This window comes from Bacillus sp. COPE52 (genome assembly GCF_003355115.1).
In the GTDB taxonomy this organism is placed as follows: Bacteria; Bacillota; Bacilli; order Bacillales; family Bacillaceae_G; genus Bacillus_A; species Bacillus_A toyonensis.
Window position 1 is genome coordinate 16,932 of the sequence record NZ_CP031292.1, and the last position, 24,350, is coordinate 41,281.

General features: G+C 36.6%; 24 protein-coding genes and 2 tRNA genes. All 26 read right to left on the reverse strand.

The annotated features are described in order from the left end of the window. Positions 1–398: 398 nt before the first annotated feature. The gene (gene lysS / locus DPQ31_RS00105; RefSeq protein ID WP_000369685.1) at positions 399–1,898 is read right to left on the reverse strand and encodes a lysine--tRNA ligase; all 1,500 of its coding nucleotides are present in this window, start codon (positions 1,896–1,898) and stop codon (positions 399–401) included. A gap of 160 nt (positions 1,899–2,058) precedes the next feature. Then, the gene (dusB, locus tag DPQ31_RS00110; protein ID WP_000912241.1) at positions 2,059–3,057 is read right to left on the reverse strand and encodes a tRNA dihydrouridine synthase DusB; all 999 of its coding nucleotides are present in this window, start codon (positions 3,055–3,057) and stop codon (positions 2,059–2,061) included. Positions 3,058–3,080: 23 nt separating this feature from the next. Beyond that, complete coding sequence (locus tag DPQ31_RS00115; RefSeq protein ID WP_000387028.1) at positions 3,081–3,284, reverse strand: helix-turn-helix domain-containing protein; 204 nt, start codon at positions 3,282–3,284, stop codon at positions 3,081–3,083. Further along, entirely contained in the window at positions 3,236–3,751 is a 516-nt protein-coding gene (folK, locus tag DPQ31_RS00120) for a 2-amino-4-hydroxy-6-hydroxymethyldihydropteridine diphosphokinase (RefSeq protein WP_001059455.1), read from the reverse strand. Before folK ends, DPQ31_RS00115 begins: the two co-directional genes overlap by 49 nt. Beyond that, positions 3,748–4,110, reverse strand: a complete 363-nt coding sequence (gene folB, locus DPQ31_RS00125; protein ID WP_000358065.1) for a dihydroneopterin aldolase — start codon at positions 4,108–4,110, stop codon at positions 3,748–3,750. The genes folK and folB overlap by 4 nt, the downstream gene beginning before the upstream one ends. Then, positions 4,111–4,971, reverse strand: a complete 861-nt coding sequence (gene folP, locus DPQ31_RS00130; protein ID WP_002176114.1) for a dihydropteroate synthase — start codon at positions 4,969–4,971, stop codon at positions 4,111–4,113. Beyond that, positions 4,946–5,818, reverse strand: a complete 873-nt coding sequence (gene pabC / locus DPQ31_RS00135; RefSeq protein ID WP_098711665.1) for an aminodeoxychorismate lyase — start codon at positions 5,816–5,818, stop codon at positions 4,946–4,948. The genes folP and pabC overlap by 26 nt, the downstream gene beginning before the upstream one ends. Then, positions 5,812–6,399, reverse strand: a complete 588-nt coding sequence (gene pabA, locus DPQ31_RS00140; RefSeq protein ID WP_000602280.1) for an aminodeoxychorismate/anthranilate synthase component II — start codon at positions 6,397–6,399, stop codon at positions 5,812–5,814. Before pabA ends, pabC begins: the two co-directional genes overlap by 7 nt. A 5-nt stretch (positions 6,400–6,404) precedes the next feature. After that, the gene (gene pabB / locus DPQ31_RS00145) at positions 6,405–7,802 is read right to left on the reverse strand and encodes an aminodeoxychorismate synthase component I (RefSeq protein ID WP_001189707.1); all 1,398 of its coding nucleotides are present in this window, start codon (positions 7,800–7,802) and stop codon (positions 6,405–6,407) included. A gap of 222 nt (positions 7,803–8,024) precedes the next feature. Beyond that, positions 8,025–8,948, reverse strand: a complete 924-nt coding sequence (gene cysK, locus DPQ31_RS00150; RefSeq protein WP_001261721.1) for a cysteine synthase A — start codon at positions 8,946–8,948, stop codon at positions 8,025–8,027. Positions 8,949–9,065: 117 nt separating this feature from the next. Beyond that, entirely contained in the window at positions 9,066–9,941 is an 876-nt protein-coding gene (hslO, locus tag DPQ31_RS00155) for a redox-regulated molecular chaperone HslO (protein WP_000656375.1), read from the reverse strand. A 6-nt stretch (positions 9,942–9,947) separates the two neighbouring features. After that, complete coding sequence (locus DPQ31_RS00160) at positions 9,948–10,736, reverse strand: type III pantothenate kinase (RefSeq protein WP_000578374.1); 789 nt, start codon at positions 10,734–10,736, stop codon at positions 9,948–9,950. Between the two features lie 223 nt (positions 10,737–10,959). After that, on the reverse strand, positions 10,960–12,861 hold the full coding sequence (gene ftsH, locus DPQ31_RS00165) for an ATP-dependent zinc metalloprotease FtsH (RefSeq protein WP_001079666.1): 1,902 nt from the start codon (positions 12,859–12,861) through the stop codon (positions 10,960–10,962). A gap of 85 nt (positions 12,862–12,946) precedes the next feature. Beyond that, positions 12,947–13,489, reverse strand: coding sequence for a hypoxanthine phosphoribosyltransferase (gene hpt / locus DPQ31_RS00170; protein WP_000981842.1), 543 nt, complete (start codon positions 13,487–13,489; stop codon positions 12,947–12,949). Then, entirely contained in the window at positions 13,486–14,916 is a 1,431-nt protein-coding gene (tilS, locus tag DPQ31_RS00175) for a tRNA lysidine(34) synthetase TilS (RefSeq protein ID WP_070174023.1), read from the reverse strand. The genes hpt and tilS overlap by 4 nt, the downstream gene beginning before the upstream one ends. A 237-nt stretch (positions 14,917–15,153) precedes the next feature. Then, on the reverse strand, positions 15,154–17,625 hold the full coding sequence (gene spoIIE / locus DPQ31_RS00180) for a stage II sporulation protein E (RefSeq protein ID WP_001123547.1): 2,472 nt from the start codon (positions 17,623–17,625) through the stop codon (positions 15,154–15,156). Positions 17,626–17,887: 262 nt separating this feature from the next. Further along, positions 17,888–17,959: transfer RNA gene (locus DPQ31_RS00185), tRNA-Glu, on the reverse strand. Positions 17,960–17,972: 13 nt separating this feature from the next. Continuing rightward, positions 17,973–18,046 (reverse strand) — tRNA-Met (locus DPQ31_RS00190). A 161-nt stretch (positions 18,047–18,207) separates the two neighbouring features. Next, on the reverse strand, positions 18,208–18,693 hold the full coding sequence (locus DPQ31_RS00195) for a S1 domain-containing RNA-binding protein (protein ID WP_000021451.1): 486 nt from the start codon (positions 18,691–18,693) through the stop codon (positions 18,208–18,210). Positions 18,694–18,780: 87 nt separating this feature from the next. Further along, positions 18,781–19,140, reverse strand: coding sequence for a cell division protein DivIC (gene divIC / locus DPQ31_RS00200; RefSeq protein WP_001208736.1), 360 nt, complete (start codon positions 19,138–19,140; stop codon positions 18,781–18,783). Further along, positions 19,137–19,790 (reverse strand): spore cortex biosynthesis protein YabQ, encoded by a 654-nt coding sequence (yabQ, locus tag DPQ31_RS00205; protein ID WP_208731454.1) that lies wholly within the window; start codon positions 19,788–19,790, stop codon positions 19,137–19,139. The genes divIC and yabQ overlap by 4 nt, the downstream gene beginning before the upstream one ends. After that, positions 19,787–20,095 (reverse strand): sporulation protein YabP, encoded by a 309-nt coding sequence (gene yabP, locus DPQ31_RS00210; RefSeq protein ID WP_001059100.1) that lies wholly within the window; start codon positions 20,093–20,095, stop codon positions 19,787–19,789. The genes yabQ and yabP overlap by 4 nt, the downstream gene beginning before the upstream one ends. A 58-nt stretch (positions 20,096–20,153) precedes the next feature. Then, entirely contained in the window at positions 20,154–20,429 is a 276-nt protein-coding gene (locus DPQ31_RS00215) for an RNA-binding S4 domain-containing protein (RefSeq protein WP_001234879.1), read from the reverse strand. Positions 20,430–20,443: 14 nt separating this feature from the next. Next, complete coding sequence (gene mazG / locus DPQ31_RS00220) at positions 20,444–21,904, reverse strand: bifunctional methyltransferase/pyrophosphohydrolase YabN (protein WP_087948811.1); 1,461 nt, start codon at positions 21,902–21,904, stop codon at positions 20,444–20,446. 12 nt (positions 21,905–21,916) lie between these two features. Beyond that, positions 21,917–23,518 (reverse strand): putative polysaccharide biosynthesis protein, encoded by a 1,602-nt coding sequence (locus DPQ31_RS00225; RefSeq protein ID WP_085451296.1) that lies wholly within the window; start codon positions 23,516–23,518, stop codon positions 21,917–21,919. A gap of 228 nt (positions 23,519–23,746) precedes the next feature. Further along, positions 23,747–24,283, reverse strand: a complete 537-nt coding sequence (spoVT, locus tag DPQ31_RS00230) for a stage V sporulation protein T (RefSeq protein WP_000648310.1) — start codon at positions 24,281–24,283, stop codon at positions 23,747–23,749. Positions 24,284–24,350: the final 67 nt, after the last annotated feature.

Genomic DNA, 24,350 nt, shown 5'->3' on the forward strand with positions numbered 1-24,350 from the left:
GGATCAAACTCTCCAATAAAGTTAGTTTGTCTAGCATCTAAAAATAAAAATTGACGTTTCACGTTGTTTGTTTCGTTCAGTTTTCAAAGAACTACTTCGTCGCTCAGAAGCGACTTTATCAATATAACATTTTGTTATATTTTCGTCAACAACTTTTTTTAAATAAGTTGTTTTTCGTTTGTTTCTTTTGTTACCTCTCGTGGCAACGAATATAAATATACCAGTTCGCTTATTAAAATGCAATAGTTTTTCTAATAAAATTTTTAACTTAGTAAAAAAGCATAAAAATAGCATGTTTCTTCTATATAAATATAATTTCTAAACGATCCCTATCAAAACCCACTTCCTTCAAATCACTCATAGTAAAATAAAAAAAGCTTTGGAGAAATCTCCAAAGCTTAGTCTTGCTTATGACGCATAGCAGGGAATAATAGTACATCGCGAATAGATGGTGCATTTGTTAATAACATAACTAAACGATCAATACCGATTCCTAATCCGCCCGTAGGAGGCATACCGTACTCAAGAGCTTCGATATAATCATCATCCATCATGTGAGCTTCATCATTACCTTGCTCGCGCTCTTTTAATTGAGCTTCAAAACGTTCTTTTTGATCGATTGGATCGTTTAACTCAGTGAATGCATTTGCATGTTCACGTGCAACGATAAATAACTCGAAACGATCTGTGAATCGTGGATCCTCGTCATTCTTTTTCGCAAGTGGCGAAATTTCTACCGGATGACCATAAATAAATGTTGGTTGGATTAATTTATCTTCTACTTTTTGTTCGAAGAACTCATTAATAATATGACCAACTTCCATTGTATCCTTAATTTCTACATTATGTTCTTTTGCAAGTTCACGCGCTTCTTCTACACTCATTGGATTCCAGAAATCAGCTCCAGAGTGTTGCTTAATTGCATCTACCATATGAAGACGTGTCCATTCTGGTTCTAGATTAATTTCATAATCACCATATTGGATCGTTGTTGTACCCAATACTTTTTTCGCAATATGAGCAACCATATTTTCTGTTAGTTTCATAATATCATTATAATCAGCATATGCTTCATATAATTCAATCATCGTAAACTCAGGGTTATGACGAGTTGATACACCCTCATTACGGAATACACGGCCGATCTCATAAACTTTTTCTAATCCACCCACAATAAGACGTTTTAAATGAAGTTCAATTGCGATACGCATATATAATTCCATATCTAACGCATTATGGTGCGTTGTGAAAGGACGAGCAGATGCTCCACCTGCAATCGCGTGCATCATAGGCGTTTCTACTTCAAGATAACCGTTGTCATCTAAATATCTTCTCATCTCACGAATGATTTTACTACGAGTAACAAATGTTTCACGACTTTCCATACTTGTAATTAAGTCTAAGTAACGTTGACGGTAACGTTGTTCAACATCTTTTAATCCATGGTATTTATCCGGTAATGGACGAAGGGATTTCGTTAAAAGTGTAAATCCTGTTGCTTTTACTGAAAGTTCTCCAACGTTCGTTTTGAACACTTTACCTTCAATACCTACTAAGTCACCTAAATCTGCTGTCGTAAATAATTCGTACTCTTCATCTCCAACAGTATCTTTACGAACGTAAATTTGAACTTGTCCGTGTAAATCTTGAATGTGCGCGAATCCAGCTTTTCCTTTACCGCGTTTTGTCATAATACGACCAGCGATAGAAACAGTGATTTCTTTCTCTTCTAATTCTTCTTTAGAGAATTCTCCATATAGACTTACTAAGTCCGTTGTTGAATTTGTGCGTTCAAATCGTTTACCGAACGGATCGATTCCTTGCTCACGTAAATTATGTAGCTTTTCACGACGAACAAGCAATTGGTCGTTTAATTCTTCGTGGTTCATGTTATCCATGATATTGATATCACTCCAGCTCTATTAATTTTTACAATATATACAGTATAGCATTTTCTACTCAACTAGAAAAACTGCCAGCAACTAACTGGCAGTTCTTCTTTCTTTCACGTAATTATAGGAAGTGTGTAGAAGAATGTCAATCTTCTACATTCCCTTATTAACCAACATAAATTGTTTGTTGTTTCGCTTCTACTTCTTCTACAAATGCACCTAATACATTCGCAAGGTCTTGACGTGTGTTGCAAGTATTGATGCCATTACGCACACTCGCATTACCACGAACACCTTTTAAATACCAAGCCGCATGCTTTCTCATCTCTCTTACAGCAACATTTTCATTCTTTAAATCGATAAGACGATCTAGATGCAACATACATACATCAATTTTCTCGCGCACTGTTGGTTCCGGCATTAATTCACCCGTCTCTAAATACTTTACCGTACGATAAATCATCCACGGATCCCCAAGAGCAGCACGACCAATCATAACACCATCTACACCAATTTCATCAAGCATACGCTTCGCATCTTGCGGTGTTTCAACATCACCATTTCCAATAACCGGGATATTCACAGCTTGCTTTACTTGTTTAATAATATCCCAATCTGCTTTTCCTTCATACATTTGCACTCGTGTACGTCCATGAACTGCCACTGCCTGTCCACCAGCACGCTCAACAGCTCTAGCATTTTCTATTGCGAAAATATGTTCTTCATCCCAACCAATACGCATTTTAACTGTAACTGGCTTTTCAACAGCATCTACAACTGCCGCTACCATTTCATATATTTTATTTGGATCTAAAAGCCATTTTGCTCCTGCATCACACTTAGTGATTTTTGGTACTGGACAACCCATATTAATATCAATAATGTCTGCTGTCGTATATTTATCTACATATTTCGCAGCATCTACAAGCGTTTCTTTCTCTCCACCAAAAATTTGTAAACTTAATGGCTTTTCTCTCTCGTCGATATATAACATATCTAACGTTCTCTTATTATTAAGTAATATCGCCTTATCACTTACCATTTCAGCACAAACTAAGCCTGCACCAAATTCTTTTACTGTTAAACGGAATGCAGAGTTACACACTCCCGCCATCGGTGCTAGTACAACCGGATTTTTCATCTCAATATTTGCAATCTTTAACACTCGATTTACTCCTTCCTTCATAATTACTTTGGCATTAGTTCCTCTATCGAGACCTTTAATGCTTTAGCAACTTCTACTACAAAATCTTGGGAAGGCGATCGATTCCCTCTCTCAACTTCACCTAAAACAGATACAGATACCCCTAATTCTTTAGCAAAACCTTCTTGTGTATAGCCTTTCAGCTTTCGAAAAGCACGAATGCGTCTTCCCCATTTTTCTGCTTCCATACCGTTACTCCCTCTCGCCTTTTCATTTCTTCTACTTGTGAACGTGAAATGTCTTGTTTTATATCTTGATTAATTTCTAACAACGGAACGATAACAAAAGCTCTTTCGAACATCCGCGGATGCGGAACAATAAGATTCTCTGCTTCAATATTTTCTTGATTATAGAGTAAGATGTCAAGGTCGATGGTTCTCGGACCCCATCTAATTTCCCTTTTTCTTCCTAGGTCATTCTCTACTTTTTGCGTTACTTTCAATAATTCTTGTGGTGATAAATTGGTAGAAATTTTTATAACTAAATTTAAAAAGCAACTTTGGTCAGTATAGCCAACTGGATCAGTTTCATACACTGATGAAACATCATCAACTTGGATATACGGACTTTTATTTAAAAACTGAATCGCTTCAGTTAAATACGTATAACGCTCTCCAATATTCGAACCTAATGCAATGTACGCTATATTATTCATGAACGTTCTCTCGTAATTTCTACCGCTACAGCGCGATAATGCCCTGGTATCGGCGGATCTGGTTTAATTACCTTAATTGTACATCGTGAAATACTCTCATATTGTTTCAATATATTTGTAGCGATATTTTCAGCGATGCTCTCTACAAGCTTATACGTTCTATCTTCGACAACTTTCCTACACAATTCAAAAAGCTCTCCATAATTGACAGAATGCTCTAAGTCATCACTTTCTCCTGCACGTTTCAAATCCAATTCTACCGTTAAATCAACTTTAAACCTCTGACCTAATTTATTTTCCTCTGGGAATACACCATGATAACCGTAAAACTCCATATCATGGATATAAATTTTATCCAATTACTTTACCCCCTTACCAATCATCGCATCCATCATTTTAGCCATACGCGCCATTTCTTTCACATCATGAACACGAACAAATTCACAGCCCTTTTCAATACCGAGACAAACGGTAGCTCCAGTTCCCTCAAGACGTTCCTCTACCGGTAAATCTAGTACATGTCCAATAAAGGACTTTCTTGAAGTGCCTAAAAGAACTGGATAACCTAGTACATTTAACTGTTCTAAATTACGCATCGCTTCCAAATTTTGTTCAGGCGTCTTAGCAAAACCAATACCTGGGTCTAAAATAATATTCTCATCTCGTACACCAGCAGCTTTAGCAATTTTAATACTGTCATACAAATCAGCAATCATATCCGCCATTAAATTACGATAACTCATATTGTCACGGTTATGCATTAAGATGATAGGTACATCATAATGAGCTGCAACTTCAGCAATTTCCGGTTCCGCCTTCGCCCCCCAAATATCATTAATAATGTGAGCACCAGCTTCAATTGCTTGTTTCGCAACTTCTGCTTTATACGTATCGATAGAAATAGGCAATTCCACTTCCTTCGAAACCGTCTGGATCATCGGAACAACTCGTTTAATTTCTTCTTCCACCGAAACTTTAGCGAAACCCGGGCGAGTAGATTCACCACCAATATCAATAATATGAGCACCTTCATTTTTCATTTCTTTCGCATGGCGCACCGCAGCATCCACTTCGTTGTAACTCCCACCATCAGAAAATGAATCTGGCGTTACATTTAAAATCCCCATAATTAATGTCTTTTCATTTAAATTCAATGTATATTCGCCGCAGCGCAAATCATAATCCCACTTCAAATTACACATCTCCTCTTCGCAATTCATTTCTACTCCACAATTTCTCTCTCTGCATTTCATAAAGATGCATAAACCTTTTTGTAATCATTCCGACTTTACCCGGGAAATCTCGTCCCTCTATATGATAAAGCGGAACAATTTCTTGAATGGAATTCGTTACAAAAACTTCATCTGCTGAAAGCAATTCATCTTTCGTAAAGAAACCTTCCTTTATTTCTATACGAAGCTCCTCTGCAACCTTTATAATAAATGCACGAGTGATACCATTTAAAATCCCTGTTTTTAGCGAAGGCGTATACAAAACATTGTCTTTCACAAAAAAGAGATTCGAAACAATACCCTCTGCAACATAACCTGCTTCAGTAAGGAAAATACCTTCCTTATCCACAACATTTCCAATTTCGCGTTTCCCTAAAATGTTATTTAAATAATGATGGGACTTCAAGCGAAACGCACCCTCTGGTGTATTTCGCACTTGTTTTAAAACAACCCCTTCTTTTTCCACTATATCCCCTGGGGCTGGTAAAGGTTTTATAAAAACAATAACCGACGGCTCTTCATACATTTCCGTTTGCAATCCTATTTCATCTACACCCGCCGATACATTGAAACGAACATATGCATGCTCCAATTCATTCTTAACGAAGAGATTTTTCAAAATAAGCATTACATCATCTTTTGTCATTGTCCATTTGATTTGCAATGTATCTAGCGCATCTATTAAACGTTTATAATGATCATCCAACAAGAAAGGATGACCATTATAAATACGAAACGTCTCAAAAACTCCAAGTCCGTATAAATAACCATGGTCATAAGGAGAAATTTTCGCTTCATTCGCTTCTACATATTCACCATTTACGTAAATTAACATGATGCCACGCTTGGACTATATTTGCGAATGAAATTCTGTAATAATTCTTTCCCATGAGAAGTCATAATAGATTCCGGATGGAACTGCACACCTTCAATCGGTAATGTTGTATGACGAAGCGCCATAATTTCCCCTTCCTCTGTCCAAGATGTTACCTCTAAGCAATCAGGTAACGTCTCTTTCTTAACAATAAGGGAATGATAACGCGTTGCAGTAAATGGATTAGGAATGTCCGAGAAAATCGTCTTTCCATCATGATGCATAGGCGACGTTTTCCCATGCATTAATCGCTCTGCTCGAACAACTTCTCCACCAAAGACTTGCGCAATAGATTGATGCCCAAGACAAACTCCAAAAATCGGAAGCTTTCCTGCAAAGTATTTAATAGCTTCCATACTAATTCCCGCTTCATTCGGACTACATGGACCTGGTGAAATCATTAAGAAATCTGGTTTCATATTCTCAATATCTGCAATAGTCACTTCATCATTACGCTTAATAACAAGCTCTTGTCCAAGTTCTCCAAGAAATTGCACTAAATTAAATGTAAAAGAATCATAATTATCAATCATTAATATCATTTCTCTCACCTAACCGTTTCTTCGCTACTTTCTTTTGCACGCCATAAAGCAATTGCCTTTTTTAACGACTCTTTATATTCATTTTTCGGATTTGAATCAATTACAATTCCCGCTCCTGCTTGCACATGCGCTTGCCCATCTTTAGCAAGAAGCGTTCTAATTACAATATTCAATTCCGTATCTCCAGAATAACCAATCCAACCAATTGAACCTGTATAAATCCCTCGTCGAACAGGTTCTAATTCTTCAATAATTTCCATCGTACGTATTTTCGGGGCACCGGTAATTGTTCCACCAGGGAATACAGCTTTCACTAAATCGAAAGCATCCTTATCTTCTTCCACCTCACCACGCACATTAGAAACGATATGCATAACATGTGAGTACTTTTCAATTACCATAAATTCATCTACTTCTACAGTGCCATATTTACAAACGCGCCCTAAATCATTTCGTTCTAAATCTACAAGCATTACATGCTCCGCTCGTTCCTTTTCGTTCTCAATTAATTCCCTCGCTAATTCTTCATCCTCTTGTTCATTCGCACCGCGGGATCTTGTACCAGCAATTGGTCTTGTACTTACTTCTTGCCCTTGTTTTTTAATTAGCAATTCAGGCGAAGCACTAACAATTTGAAAATCCCCAAGCTCCAAGTATCCCATATATGGAGATGGATTAATTTTACGAAGACTTGTATAAATTTCTAGCGGATGCGTTTGTAAAGTTCTTTCTTGCCTTGTCGACAAGTTTACTTGAAACACATCACCATTTCCAATATATTCTTGAATACGTTCAACAGCCTTCATAAAGCCTTCTTCTGTAAAAGCAACCGCTTCATTTTTCTTTTCAGGACGTTCAAACGGCATAGTCACTTCAGGCACTTCTGCCGCCCAAAGATTCTTCCATTCATGTAATCGTTCTTCCGCCTCTGCATGCTTATCTACATAATGTGTAATAATCCACAATACTTTTTCTTCTTGATCATAGACGAACACATCGTCAAATAATAAAAAGAATATATCGGGTATATTCAGATCATCCTCTGCAAGAGAAGGGAGTTTTTCGATATAACGGATACAATCATAACTAAAGTAGCCAATCGCACCACCTTGAAACGGCGGGTACTCTGGATTGTAGTCTGTTTTCCATTTTTCCATATATTCTTGCATTAAATCTAATGGATTCCCTCGCTTTATTGTTTCCTTACCACTTTCGCTTATATGTAACGTTTCACCCTTCCCTTGGATTACCGCTACTGGGTTTAACCCCACTATGTTATAACGACCGCCACGTCCGCTTTCTAGCAAAATATGTTGCGGCTTATCCTGAGAAAGAAATTTATATTGCTTAAAGAAATCTAACTGATATGGAATAGAAAGCGCTAAAGATTTTCTTCGTTGCATATCAACACCCCGTCTTCTTTTATCCCACCCTCTTAGATTAACCACCTCAAACTACATAAGCTCTTTATATAGAAAATGATTATACTCGAAGGTTAGTGAAAATAAATTAATTATACTACCTCTTATTTTACATGAAGTTTTCTAGTCAATCACTCTTTTCCTATTTCCAATCCAAAAAGAAAAAAGCATCCTTTTTCAAGGATGCTTTTCAATCACATTCAATTATGATTCAAATTGATAAAGTGGTGTACTTAAATAACGTTCACCGTTACTTGGAATAATAACAAGTACTTTTTTCCCTTTACCTAATTTTTTCGCAACTTCTGTCGCTGCATAAATAACTGCTCCTGAAGAGATACCAACTAAAATACCTTCCTCTTTAGCCACTCTTCTCGCATATTCAAACGCTTGCTCTGTTTTTACTTGAATAATTTCATCATATACCTTTACATCCAATGTCTCTGGGATGAATCCCGCCCCAATTCCTTGGATTTTATGTGGACCCGGCTTCCCACCAGATAATACTGGTGAGTCCGCAGGTTCTACTGCATAAATTTTAATATCTTTATACGCTTCCTTCAGCACTTCACCAGCACCAGTAATTGTTCCACCTGTACCAATACCTGCAATAAACGCATCTAATTGATCACCCATTTGTTCAACAATTTCTGGACCTGTTGTTAAACGATGAATTTCTGGATTTGATTGATTTTGGAACTGTTGCGGTATAAAGTAGCCATGCTCTTTCGCTAATTCAGTCGCTTTACGAATTGCCCCACCCATTCCTTCAGGACCTGGAGTCAATACTAATTCAGCACCGTAAGCACGTAATAAATTACGACGCTCAATACTCATTGTTTCTGGCATTACTAAAATCGCCTTATATCCTTTAGCGGCCGCTACCATCGCTAAACCAATTCCTGTGTTACCACTTGTTGGCTCAATGATTGTATCGCCTTCTTTTAATAATCCTTTCTTTTCAGCATCTTCAATCATAGCTAATGCAATACGATCTTTAACACTGCTCCCAGGATTCATAAATTCTAATTTTAAGTATACATCTGCGCTGTCTGATTCTACGATGCGGTTCAACTTAACGATCGGCGTTTTCCCGATTAATTCTGAAACTGATTGTGCCACTCGCATTCCTGTCACTCCTAACACCGAGTATTTTTATTGGTTTTATCTATATTTAGATTTTGTCAGAAAATTCCCTGTTTGTCAATCTATCCGAGCGAACAATTCTCCACCCAAACTTCCTTATTACAAGTTCACAATTATGCTTGTAATATCTTCTTTAGAGAATTTATATCGTTCATTACAGAAATGACAGTGCACTTCCGTCTCTTCTTCTTCTTCACGAATTTGCTCTAATTCTGTTTTACCTAAACTAATTAACACACTCTCAATACGTTCACGTGAGCAAGTGCAATTAAATTGAACATCCATAGTTTCTAATACTTTTACTTTATCTTCCCCAAGAACTGCATATAATAGCTCTTCTGGAGAAAGACCTTGTTCGATCAATGTTGATACAGGAGGGATTTTTTGCAAACGATCTTCAATGAATGAAATTGTTTCTTCCTGTGCGCCCGGCATAATTTGAAGGATAAATCCACCCGCCGCTAATACGCTGTCATCTCCATTTACAAGAACACCAACACCAACAGAAGAAGGCGTCTGTTCAGAAACTGCAAAATAGTACGTGAAGTCTTCTCCTAATTCACCTGAAACAATTGGAGATTGACCAATAAACGGCTCGCGCATACCAATATCTTTAATTACAGTTACAAATCCTTCTGTTCCCACCGCTTGATATACACGTAGTTTTCCTTGTTCTGTTCCTTCAAAATCAACATGCGGATTCGTTACATAACCACGTACATCCCCATTTGCATGAGCATCCACTAAGATTGGACCAATCGGACCGTTACCCTCTACCTTAATTGTTAACTTTTGATTACCTTTTAACATCGCACCCATCATTGTACCCGCAGTTAAAGAACGGCCAAGCGCTGCTGAAGCAGTTCTCCACGTGTCGTGACGTCTTTGCGCTTCACTTACTGTATTTGTTGTACGCACACTATACGCACGTACTTCTCCATCAAATGCTAAAGCTTTTACTAAATAATCTTTCATACTTATTTATTCACCTTTCTCATACTGTAAATTTGCATTACGCTCATATAACATATACAAACCTTTTAACGTTAAAAACGGATCTACGATATCAATTACATTTGATTCTTCTGAAATTAATTTCGCTAATCCACCTGTTGCAATAACTTTTGGTTCCTGTTTAGCTTCCTCTTTCATACGCTTAACAATACCTTCCACTTGTCCAACATATCCGTAAAGAATACCAGATTGCATCGCACTTACTGTATTCTTCCCAATAACACTACTTGGTTTTGTAATTTCAATACGAGGAAGTTTTGCCGCTCTACTATATAAGGCTTCCGCTGAAATCATAATTCCCGGTGTAATAACTCCACCCATGTAATGCTTCTCTTCGTTAATATAACAATATGTGGTAGCCGTACCGAAATCGACAATAATAAGCGGACTTCCATATAAATGGATTCCCGCTACTGCATTTACAATTCGGTCTGCGCCTACTTCACGCGGATTTTCATATTTAATATTTAGCCCTGTTTTTATCCCGGGCCCTACTACAAGCGGTTTAATTTTAAAATACTTTTCACACATGCGCTCTAAAGCAAACATAATTGGTGGTACAACTGAAGACACAATAATACCTTTCACATCTTCAAATGAAAGACCCTCATGCTCAAGTAACTGCTTTACAAGCATTCCATATTCATCTTCCGTCTTGTGACGATCTGTTTCCATACGCCAATGCTGACGAAGTTCCCCATCTTGAAATACGCCTAGTACAGCATTTGTGTTCCCTACATCCAATACAAAAATCATATTCTCACCACTTATCTTATTTAATCTATATTTATGTAGTATGTATAAAACTTATAAAAACATCATATCACACATACTTATATAATCAGCTTTTCTATCCTCATCATTTTACAAAAAGATTACTCTCTATTTCAATTTTTAATACTAATTTTATTAAAAATTTTTCCGACTTAGTATTTTTCTACAAATAAAAAAGGAGCGACAATTGTCACTCCTTTATCTCTTACTTATCTTCTACGTCTTCATCGTCCTTCTTCATATTGATGTTTACTTTTACATCATCTGAAGATGTTGGACGCTCTGGCAATCTGCCGTAATCATATAAATGATTGATTTGCTCTGCATCTAACGTTTCTACTTCAAGTAACGTTTTCGCAATAATATCTAGCTTATCACGTTTTTCAGTAAGAATTTGTTTCGCGCGGGCATAACATTCTTTTATAATCGTTTGCATTTCCACATCGATTTCATGTGCAATTGCATCACTGTAGTTTTGTTCTGAATGGAAGTCTCTTCCTAAGAACACTTGACCACCTTGCGAGCTACCGAATTGCATCGGTCCAAGCTTATCACTCATACCGAACTCCGTAACCATACGTCTTGCAATACCAGTCGCACGTTGGAAGTCGTTGTGAGCACCTGTGCTTGCTTCACCAAACACAATCTCTTCAGCTACTCGACCACCAAGTAAACCAGTGATTTTATCAAGTAACTCTGGTTTTGTCATGAAGTAACGATCTTCTTTCGGAAGCATTACTGCATATCCACCAGCTTGACCACGAGGGACAATTGTTACTTTATGAACGATATCTGCTTCATCAAGGACAACACCAATTACAGTATGGCCAGCTTCATGGAATGCAACGATATTACGTTCTTTTTCAGAGATAACACGACTTTTCTTAGCTGGACCTGCAATAACACGATCCGTCGCTTCATCAATGTCACTCATATCAATTTTCTTCTTATCTTGACGCGCAGCTACTAAAGCAGCTTCGTTTAATAAGTTTTCAAGATCGGCACCAGAGAACCCTGGTGTACGAGTTGCAATTGCTCTTAAGTTGATATGATCATCAAGCGGTTTATTACGAGCATGTACTTTAAGTACAGCTTCACGACCATTTACATCTGGACGATCTACTGTAATTTGACGGTCAAAACGACCTGGACGTAATAATGCTGGATCAAGAATATCGGGACGGTTTGTTGCAGCGATGATAATAATACCTTCGTTTGCACCGAATCCATCCATTTCAACAAGTAATTGGTTCAGCGTTTGCTCACGCTCATCATGGCCACCACCAAGACCTGCGCCACGTTGACGTCCTACTGCATCAATTTCATCAATGAAAATGATACAAGGAGCATTTTTCTTTGCATTTTCGAATAAATCACGTACACGGGATGCACCGACACCGACAAACATCTCTACGAAGTCAGAACCACTGATAGAGAAGAACGGAACGCCAGCTTCACCTGCAACAGCACGTGCTAATAAAGTTTTACCTGTACCTGGAGGTCCCACTAACAGAACACCCTTAGGAATACGGGCACCAACTTCAGCAAACTTACGAGGATCTTTCAAGAATTCAACTACCTCAACAAGCTCTTGTTTCTCTTCATCCGCTCCAGCAACATCTCTGAAACGAACTTTTTTCTTTTCGTCATTATATAACTTCGCCTTACTTTTCCCGAAGTTCATAACACGGCTACCGCCGCCTTGAGCTTGGTTTAATAAGAAGAAGAATAAAATGAAGATAATGACAAACGGAATGATAGAAGTAAAGAAGGTTACCCAAGCACTTGTTTCTTCTGCTGGTTGATACTTAACTTCAGCACCTTGCGCTTTATCATTAATTTTCTTTTGTAATTCCTCAGTATTTGGTGCATAAGTAACAAATTGTTCTCCTTGGCTAGAAGTATTAAATTGTCCTTTTACCTCAAACACACCATTTTTCGGTTGAAGTTGCACATTGCGCACTTCACCTTTTTCTAGTTTAGTAATGAATTTATCGTAGCTAACTGATGTCGTTTTTTGCGTTGAACCATTAAAATAGCTCACGATTCCAATTACTACTAGGAATATCAGTAAATAAAAGATGGTATTACGGAAGATACGATTCATTCCTAACCTCCTCTCACGGCATAAACACTATTGTAAATCGTAACATAGAAAAACTTTCCTATACAATTGTAACGCCTGTATTTAATTAATTTGAGTAAACGCTTGGTTTTAATACTCCTACATAAGGAAGATTACGGTACTGCTCTTTATAATCTAATCCATATCCTACAACAAATTCATGTGGGACAGTAAATCCAACATAATCCGCTTTCAAATCTACCTTGCGGCCTGTTGGTTTGTCTAATAACGTAACAATTTTTACAGACTTCGCTTTACGATATTTAAATAGGTCCACTAAGTAACTTAGCGTAAGACCGCTATCAATAATATCCTCAACGATTAAAATATCGCGACCTTCTACAGAAGTATCAAGATCTTTTAAAATTTTCACTTCGCCTGTTGAAACAGTAGAGTGACCGTAACTAGATACAGCCATAAAATCCATTTCAAGATATGTATCTGTTCTCTTTAATAAATCTGCCATGAATGGCATTGCGCCTTTTAATACACCAATTGCAAGAGGTACTGTGTTTTTATAATCCTCTGCAATAATTGCACCTAATTCGCGCACCTTTTCTTGTATTTGTTCTTCAGAAATTAATACTTTTTCGATATCTTGATTCATCATTTCATTATCCTCCCGGAAGACTCCTTGCTTTTGTAGTGAATAATCATATATTTATCCTTCTTTGCCATCTCTTTCGAAACAGCAAATGCAGATCGCTTCAACAAGGGTATCCAAATAATATTCCCACTTGCATCACAAACGACCGGCCATGCTTCTCTTTTTTCTCTTGGTACTTTTGCTTCGATAAAAATAGTTTTTATCTTTTTTGTGCCATTCATACCTTGTATTGACATGCGATCTCCATTTTCCCTAGAACGAATACGAAGTGGATATGATATATCATTATACTTAGCAACAAATACTGTTTCATTCATGTTACTTGGTATATCTTCGCTCACCTCTATTACAAGTTCATCCCCGTTCGATAGCGTAATTGTCCCGGGTACTGATAAATCTTGCGAAAAAGGAGAAACAATTTCTTGTTTAAATCCAAAGCTACACTCCTCGTATGTGCGAACAATTTTTAAATCACCTGGGAAATCAAGTGAACCCGAAGGTTGTGTCCGCTTAAAAAACTCAATCACTTTGTCAATATGTATAGAGGAAAGAGAAGATGGAATCTTATATTCATAAAGATAGTTTAATATTAGTTGAATCCCTCTTCTTTGTAAAGGCATAGACATGGATTCAAAGGCAGGAATTGATAAGCTAATTTGTTTATCACTTTTTTTTGTAATTACTTTATTCATTTTCTCAAAAGCTAATTCCTGCAAATAAGCCTCATCCTCTTGCATCTGCACGCTAAATTTTTGAAATTTCTCATGCACTTGTGGATTTTCTTCTTTCAAATGAGGAAGGACATATTTACGTAATCGATTCCTTGTATATACTTCCTTTTTATTACTCGGATCTATACGGGGAATTAAATTTAGCTCATTACAGTAATTAACAATTTCTTCCTTCGTTACTCCAAGTAAAGGCCTAATTAAATATCCATTATGAAAAGGACGCTTCACTGCAATTCCTGCATACCCTTTCGGAGTACTCCCTCGTACAAGGCGCATTAAAATCGTTTCTACTTGATCATCTCCATGATGCCCAAGAGCTACATATCTCGCATCATATTTCTTCATTATTCTTTCCAAAAATGCATATCTGCATTCTCTAGCAGCAACCTGCGCATTCATTCCGTATTGCTGTTGATATTGCGACACGTTAACCCTTATCGTTTCGCAAATAACTCCCAGTCCTTTGCAAAGATCCTGCACAAACTGTAGATCCTCATGAGATTCATCGCCTCTAAACATATGATCCACATGCGCTACTACAATTTCCAACTGTTTTTCTGCCCTTTTTTCTAACAAATAATATAGAAGAGCTAAAGAGTCAGGGCCACCCGAAACTCCTACAACAATTGTTGAACGTTCCTTTAATACATCATGCTGCTTTACAAAGTCATCTACCTTTTCAACAAATGTATCTTTCAACTTCGTAATCACCTTTCATTAAACAAGAACAGCAACGTTAGTTACCTTGTCTATAATGGTACAACTTTTACAAACATTGTGCAAAAAAAAGATATACAAAAATTACATTTTTATCTTACATCCTCCGCACATATTCAAAAAAATAATAACATTACCTTTTAAAGCAAAAAAACCTAGGAATTCGCCTAGGTTTTTCAGAATAGACTATATGAATCAGTAGCAGATAAAAGTTTTACTTTATTGCGCCTGCATTCCTACAATTGGAATCGTAGCCCACTTTGGCATATTCTTCTTTACTTTCGCCACAACAATTGTCATATCGTCATTTATATAACCATCACAAGAACGAATCACTTCTTCCATAATGATATCAGCAATTTCTTGCGGGTCCTCGGTTTGCAGTTCCTTAATTTTTCGTTTCATCCATAATTCATGGTTCTCCACATGCTGCGCTCCTTCAAAAATACCATCGCTCATCATAATAAGAATATCGCCCGTTTTTAATTGCTCACCCACTACATCAACCTCAACATCTTCAATGATCCCCATTGGCAAATTACTTGCTTCAATTTTCAAAATATTATTTGCGCGTTTAACAAAACTCGGCGTCGATCCGATCTTTAAAAATTTCGCATTCGCATCCCGTAAATCTACCATCGCCAAATCCAGCGTTGTAAACATCTCTTCTGTCGTTCTTAAAGAAAGAATTGAATTGATCGATTTAATTGCTATTTCCTCATCGATACCTGATTGAAGTATCTTTTGTAATAATTTTACCGTTTCCTTACTCTCCATATGAGCTCGTTGCCCATTTCCCATACCGTCACTAATCGCAAGTGCATATTTACCCACACTCAAATCCATCATCGCATAAGAATCCCCCGAAACAAACCCACCGCCTTTTGCAGCTGTAGCCAACCCCGTATCAAGAGAATACGTCTTTGCTGAACCAAATGATATTAAACTGTGACCATTTGGATAAGAAGACTTTTCTTCATGTTTAACGACAATATTTTCTTTTAGAATATCCGAAAGCATCGGCGCAACTAATTTTTCGCACTCACCATGCTCATTAGATGCAGCCGGAATTAACATCTCAATATCAATGCTCCCTCTATCTAAACAATAAATATCAACATGCTCCACTTCGACGCCAAAATCACGAAACGCTTGCAAAATTTGTTCTTCCTGTACTTGATGATTTTCTCGCTCTCTTTGTATTTCCTGTGCGAAATCCTCCATAACTTTTGATACGCCTAATAATTGCTCCGCTACTATTCTGCGATTTTCTTTCATTTGTTTTCGTAATTTTTGTCCCTCATAAAAGTGATCTAATTCACCGGCTACTAAATCTGTTACTTTCTTACCTCTCACACAATGCTTGTCCCATTCACGAACTAACTTCCGATTATGCTGCAGTGTTCCTTCTTCCGTTTCACTCATTATTTGTTTCATATAATCATACGTTTTGTCGAAATTAACCACCCAGCATTGATCCTTTTTAAAGCACGTTTGACATGTTTTCGCAGTAATTGTACTTAAAAATAAATCTGCCTCTGTTTCTTTATCTTCCTCTTCCACATAACCATATACAGAAAAGCTATTAGATAAAGCCGCAAACACATTTGCAAATTGATTAATTTTGTTCGCTGTAACATCGCGCATTCTTCTTAAATATTGTTGTTGATCTTGTGAATGCTCTTGTGTTCCCGGCATAAATTTAGCAATGCGATCCAGAACAAGTTTCGGTGTTAATAAAAAGAAAACAATTGCCACACCTGATTCAATTAAAGTTGTTACAATGTTCGTTTGTTTATCTACATATAATGTAATTAAGCTTGTCCCAATTAACAAACCTAAACTAACGCCTAGACGCTTCCCTTCTTTCAATAACCCTCCAAGCAATCCAGAAAAAGCAAGAAGGCTAAGCTGAGACAAACTGGACACATTCGCTAAACTTAATATTAAGCCGGTGACAACCCCAACTGTGGATCCTGTAGCAGCGCCGGCGATGAAGGCAAATACTAACACTAAATATCTAGTGAAAATATGTTGAATAGAAGCGTCATATACAAACCAATCCGTCGTACCTGTTAAAACAGATGCTAGTAATATAATTAAACAAACAATTTCTTCTGTCTCTAATGCTTGTTGTTTCCCTTTCCTTTCTACTAAGAGCGGAACACTTTGTAAAAATATCATCGTTAATACGAAACTAAGCCCCGCTTCAATCGTACTAACGAGCAAATCGTACATGGTGATAGTTTGCTGTGCAAAATATACAACAACTAAATGTGCGGTTAATGCGGAGATAAATACTTGGAATGGTACAAGTCCAACAGTTTTACGTGTAAACCGACTAAAGAAGATATTATAAATGAAGAAAGTAAAGATAGACGCGAAAGTAAAAAATAAATTATCTATCGAAACTGAAAGTGCTCCTCCCATTAAAGCTAGGAATGCGAGCGGCATTTTATCTCGCTTCATAACATAAACGGCAGCGAAAAACGGTAATGCAAACGGTAAAATGTTTGTTAATATATATGCTCTTCCCAAAAGAAAACCAATAACAACAATAATAAATCCCCATCTAAAGAAAACTTGTTCAAACTTCATTCGCAACTTACTCGTCCACTTTATTCCTCCAAGCTGACTTTCATTCATTGCCAATGCACTTGTATTCATAGTATTCCTTCCTGCTTTAGGCATATTTTTAACACCACCTGCATAGTTTAATTACTGTCATTATAAAAGATGCTTATTGGGATTTTTGTCAAAACAACAGTTTTCACTTTTATAATCGTTCGACTTTTTATTCGAAATAACTCTACATATATACATAGTATGTAATTTATCTCTCTTTATTATATTGAAGATTCAGAAAATTTAAGGTGATTTTGTAGAAGTATTGTATGTCTTACTTTTTTATTTAACAAAAAAAGATCATGCAAGTTTGCATGATCTTTTTAGATGACCCGTACGGGATTCGAACCCGTGTTACCGCCGTGAAAGGGCGGTGTCTTAACCACTTGACCAACGGGCCGTTAAATTAAATATAGCGGCGGAGGGGATCGAACCCCCGACCTCACGGGTATGAACCGTACGCTCTAGCCAGCTGAGCTACACCGCCATGTCGTCTTATTTAACGGACAATTAGTATCTTACATCAGATATCATTTAAAGTCAACACATCTCAAAAATTTTTTTAAAAAATATATTTTCGCATATAAAAAAGCACCCTGAGCCATCACTCTGGGTACCTCTCTATATGTTAAAAACTAAACGTTCTTATTATCCGCGACGTGCGCCACGGCCACCACGTTTAGACTCTGTGTTACGCTTTAAAGAAGTTAAACGATCTTCGCTATCCTTTAAAAAGCGTGCCATCTTTTGCTCAAATGTTTCTTTTGGAGCTCGGTCGTTACCGCCACCGCGATTATCTCTGTTGAAAGAGCGATTATTACGTTGTGGACGTCCAGAACGTTGTTGATCACCACCGCGTTGGTATTCACCGCGTGGACGATCTCCTTCTGTTTTTTCACGTTCTTTCGCTTTTTTAATAGATAGACCAATTTTCCCATCTTTTTCAACATTAATAACTTTTACTTCTACTTGGTCGCCCACTTTTAAGTGATCGTTAATATCTTTCACATAATTATCAGCAACTTCACTAATATGAACAAGACCCGTTAAGCCTTCTGGCAGCTCCACAAAAGCCCCAAAATTTGTAATACCTGTTACTTTACCCTGTAACTTGCTGCCTACCTCGATTGACATAAAAAAAATGCTCCTCCTTAGTGATTAAAAAGTCAAATTTTACTTTATTATATATAATCCTAAAATATAGTGTCAATAAGACATACTTTACTTAGAAACAGGAAAAATTATCTCCCCTTTTCCGGAGAAGAAATAATCCCTTCTAGCAATCTTTAATACGTACTCTTCATCATTTAACTTTTGAACTTCGTCTTTTAGACTTTTTTCTTTATTCGTTAATGAATCTAGTTCTTTTTTCATGTCCTTAACTTTTGCTTCTTTTGCTTTAATGGAACTGTTTTGTTGATAAAAAGTTACACTAATACTCGCAATAATTGTAAAAGCAAAGACAAGAAAAACCGCTAAACGGCGATAAAGTCGCTTCCTGTTCTCATCCGTTTGTATTATATGCTCTTTAACAGGATTTGGACTCTGTTTTTCGATTGTTCTTTGTCTCAGTTCCCTCATTTCCGAGGTCCCCCTAACTTCTTTTTTATACGCTCCCATAGTTGGAAGATGTGTCCCTTCAATTTTGCTATATATTGCAGGAACCCTACATGTTTCATTATAAAAAGTTTAACACGATTAGGGAGAAGTTTCCATATGAGCAAAGCAATAAATCGAACAGGCCAGAAAAAAACTTTCCATATGAAAAGTAATATCCAAATCACCATTTTCCATAACACATGTCCAATTGAAAGCAGTATACGAAATAAGAATAATATAAATGCAATAAATAGCTGCGCTATAATAATAACAGGTTTTATCATGAGTAGCTGTATAATTCGAACAAAAAAATGTGTTGTTTGCACAAAAATATAGATGAGAAAATTTAGCAACCTCATGTATAGTGCTTTCAATAAGCTTTGATATGCCGCAAAACCACATAATAATGCCAAAAATACATATATACGTAGTTCAGCTTCATTTACGAGAAGTAATACATAAAAAACGAATAATGCTTGGACAACCCAAAATAGTATATCATGTATAAATACAATCCAACGTTTACGTTCCTGACGCTTTAAAAAACGTTGGTATGTATCTAATGATGCTCCAATCCAAGCACCCATTCCGATCATCGAAAGCATTGTATACAACTGAATTGTTAGACTCATTTAAACAACTTACTAAAGAAGCCTTTAGTTTTCTCCCCTTGATTCTCATCAATATACAACATCTCATGAATCTTGCCTTTAATCGATACAACACCTTTTTCCACATCTAAATTCTTCATTTGCAAATTTTGTCCACGAATTGTTAAAAAACCCATCACAGTCTCGAGTAAAAATTCTTCGCTATCAAAACTCTCTACTTGTTTTACACCAGTAATATCGATCACACGCCTACCACGCATAATAATATCATGCTCTACAGAAACATTTTGTTGATTAGAAGACATAGGTGAGTAACCATTATTCACGAAAATCCCCCCATAGCTTTATACTAGCTAATAGTAATGTATGAAGGGATAGCAGATTTTAGAACAAGCCCTCTTCTGCTTTTACTTTTTCTTCGCGAACTAGGCTATACATATTTGCTGCATCTTCTTTTTTTGTTGTTTCTTTCAATTCATTTACTTTCACCGTTACTATTTTTTGACCGAAACGAATTGTTAATTCATCAGCCACTTTCACATCTGAACTCGCTTTTGCGACTTGACCATTGATAGATATTCTTCCTTGATCAGATACTTCTTTTGCTAATGTTCTTCTTTTAATTAAACGTGACACTTTCAAAAATTTATCTAGACGCATATCAAATCCCCCTATTAACGCTCTGTTTGCTTTGCCTCTTCCCATAAAACATCCAACTGTTCTAATGACAGATCTTGCATTTCTTTATTCATTTCAGCTACTTTTGCTTCCATGTATAAAAAACGCCCCATAAATTTCTCATTAGTTGAACGTAATGCTTCTTCTGGATCTAATTTATAATGACGAGCTATGTTAACAAATGCAAATAGTAAATCGCCAAATTCACCTAGCATCTTTTCCTCATCCATATTTATAACTTCTTGCTGGAATTCTTGCCATTCTTCTAGGGCTTTCTCTATCATTGGCTGTACATCAACCCAATCAAATCCAACCTTTCCAGCTTTCTTCTGAATTTCATAGGCACGCATTAATTGCGGCAAACTTTTTGGAATTCCAGTTAAAACAGATTCTTTTACGAATCCCTTTTCTTGTTTTTTAATTTCTTCCCAATTCGCAATCACTTCTTCAGCATTATTTACATCTGCATTTCCAAACACATGTGGATGACGACGAACCATTTTCTCCGATAAAGTTCGAATAATATCATCGATGGAGAACCAACCTTCATCCTCTCCAATTTGGGCATGAAGCATGACTTGTAATAATATATCACCTAGCTCTTCTACTAAGTGATCATCGTCCTCTTCATCAATTGCTTCCAATACTTCATAAGCTTCCTCAATTAAATACTTCTTTAAAGATTGATGTGTTTGCTTTTTATCCCACGGACAACCATTCGGTCCACGAAGGTCTGCAATAATTTCTCTCAGTACATCAAACTGTTGATACAAGGATGCACGTTCCTGAACTGGTGGTACATACACACTCGTTAAATTATTCAATTCTGTTTCATGATCTAACATGTACAACGGTACCTTTTTGACTTGTTCAAACGAAGTTCCTGCAGCTGTTACGATATACACTTCATAATCATCTGGCAATATTTCCATTAATGTTAACTTCACATCTGAAGCAACGAACGCATCATACACTTGGCAAAAGATTAAATGTTGACGTAATTCTAATTGCCCTCTTTCAAATGATGTAGCATCAATTAATTGGAATCCTTCAATCGGATCGATTTTTAAACTTGCGAACATTGGATCAAGGAAACTTTGTCCACCTTCAATTCGCACTTCAACATTTGCTACTTCTCCTTTTTCTAAAAGTAGCTGAACTGTTCTTTCTGCTACTAGCGGATGACCTGGAACAGCATAAATAATTTCTGCACCTTCAGCTTGTTCTAGCAATGTATTCGCAATTGTTTCATATACAATTTCAAATGTATCATGCGCTTCATATATATTGTCGAAAGCCGTATATTTTATACCTTCTTTCTCCAACTCTTCTATAACCGGGTGCTCCTTCGTTCTAACAAACATATGGTCTGCTACTTTTATCTTTCGGTATACGCCCATCGTTAGCTGATCTAATTCACCAGCACCTAATCCTAAAATAGTAATGATTCCACTCACAACCTGTCACCTCTATCCACTCTTCTTCAATGAACCTTCTTTTTTCTCTTTTTTCATAACGGATCCTAATTCTTCTTTTGTAAATACACGTAATTTTAAAATTAAAAACATGTATGTCAATCCGCCAATAGCTACACCTAACAACGCTTCAAATGTCGCGATTCCTCTATGATTCCCATCAATTACTAACCCAGACATTTGTAACACACGAATAAACATTATTAATACAAATCCCATACCGATACCACTAATAACTATACCGAACATCTTCTGCTTATCAATAAGCGACCCCGATACAGATTGCATAAGTAATACACTATTTAACAAGGCAATTACAACAAGCGCAATTAAAGTTGCAATCGCAGCTCCTTTAACTCCAAAATGCGGCATTAACATATAGTTTAAAACTAACTTCAAACAACCTCCAAATACAACGAATATTGCTGGTTTTAATGTTTGTCCCAGCCCTTGTAAAATAGAAGCAGTTGTAATTGACAATGAACTAAATAAAATAGATAAAGATAAAATCGATAACACATCTGACCCATCACTATTCTCAAATAACATAATATTTGTAGGCTGAATAATGCAAGTTAATCCGATGGCTGCTGCAAATCCAATAACAAGTGTTATTTTCATCGCTAACTTTACCTTTTCTTGAATAAAAGCAAGATCTCCTCTTTCCTTTGCCGCTGTAATAATTGGAATAAGTGACAATGAGAAAGAAGTTGTCACGACAGTACCTAATTGCATGAGAGGGATACTTCTGTCATAAACACCTTTTAGTACCTTTGCACTTTCAGCCTGTTCCCCTGCCCCAATGAGTAAAGTATAGAAGGAAACTGAATCTGCCATTTGTATAAAAATAAGGACTAAATTACTAACACAAATAGCTATTCCTTGCCAAAAAAGGATTTTAACAATTCTTCTTTTTCCCCCAACTCTCTTCAAGCTTTTAAAGAAAATGGCGCGAAAATCATGACGCATATAAAGTAAAAGTACGATAATCCCAATAAGCCCGCCTGCAATCGAACCTAACATAGCACCTGCACCGACTGTATATAGATCAAATCCGTGAGCAATTAGGAATAGTGATAAAAAGACAATAATAGATACACGAATCGTTTGTTCAATTACTTGTGAAACAGCCGTCGGCATCATATTATTAAATCCTTGAAAATATCCTCTCGCTACGGATAAGAATGGCATTAATATGAATGAAAATGAAATAACACGTAATAACTTATATAAGTGTACATCACCCATAGCCGATGCAATCGTTTCGGCACCAAAGAACAATGTGAAAAACCCTATAAAGCCAATTCCTAATAAAAACCAAAAAGATACACAAATTATTTCTTCTGCTTCTTTTTGTTTTCCTCTTTCTAATCTTTCTGCAACCATTTTTGAAATTATAATAGGGAATCCATAAGTAGCTAAAATTAAACAAAATCCATAAAACGGATAAATTTGTTGGTAAATATAAAAACCAACATCTCCCGCTATGTTTTGATATGGAATACGGTAAAAAGCGCTTAATACTTTTGTAATAAAACTTGCGATCGTTAATATAATAGCCCCACGCCAAAAGGCTTGATACTTCTTCGCTTCCATACAAGAAAACTCCTTTTTCTATTCTCACCTCTCGTATTATATCACAAAGAAAAAACAGGCTCCCTTACACCCACGAGTAATAAAGAGTTCTTACAAAACTAAAAGTGTTCAACGAAAAAAGGTAGCAAAGCGCTACCTTCATTCAATATACCTATATCTCCAAATAATTGATTTTTCAAAAGAAATATCATAATTAGGAAAGATTGCAACTTCTAAAATTATATATCTTTACTGCTCCATTTGCTTCGCTAAGAAGCTCGCTGCTGTATTTACTGACTTATGCTCTACTTCACTTATAATAGCCTCTTTAGAGAAGATAATAACAGCTCCAATTGGATCCCCATTCGCAACAATCGGGCCAATTGTATAGGAGCTAACTTTTTCTGTTACTCCATCAATAATTGAAATTTCGCTTTCGTCCGTCATAATTACAGACTTACGCTCTTCCATTGTCTTCTCAATTAAATCGCCAACACTTTTATTTAAGTATTCTTTTTTAGATATGCCTGCTACTGCGATAATAGAATCACGATCACATACAAGCACATTATGTCCTAAGCTATCGTATAAAGCTTCCGTATATTCTTTTGCAAAATCCCCTAATTCACTAATCGGAGAATATTTCTTCAAAATTACTTCTCCATCGCGATCAACAAATATTTCTAGTGGGTCTCCTTCTCGAATACGTAAAGTTCTACGAATTTCCTTCGGGATTACTACCCTGCCTAAATCATCAATTCGACGTACGATTCCAGTTGCTTTCATTCTAATGCTGCCTCACTTTCTACTGATGATCAAAGTGGTGAATTTACCTGTTCATGTAAAAATCACC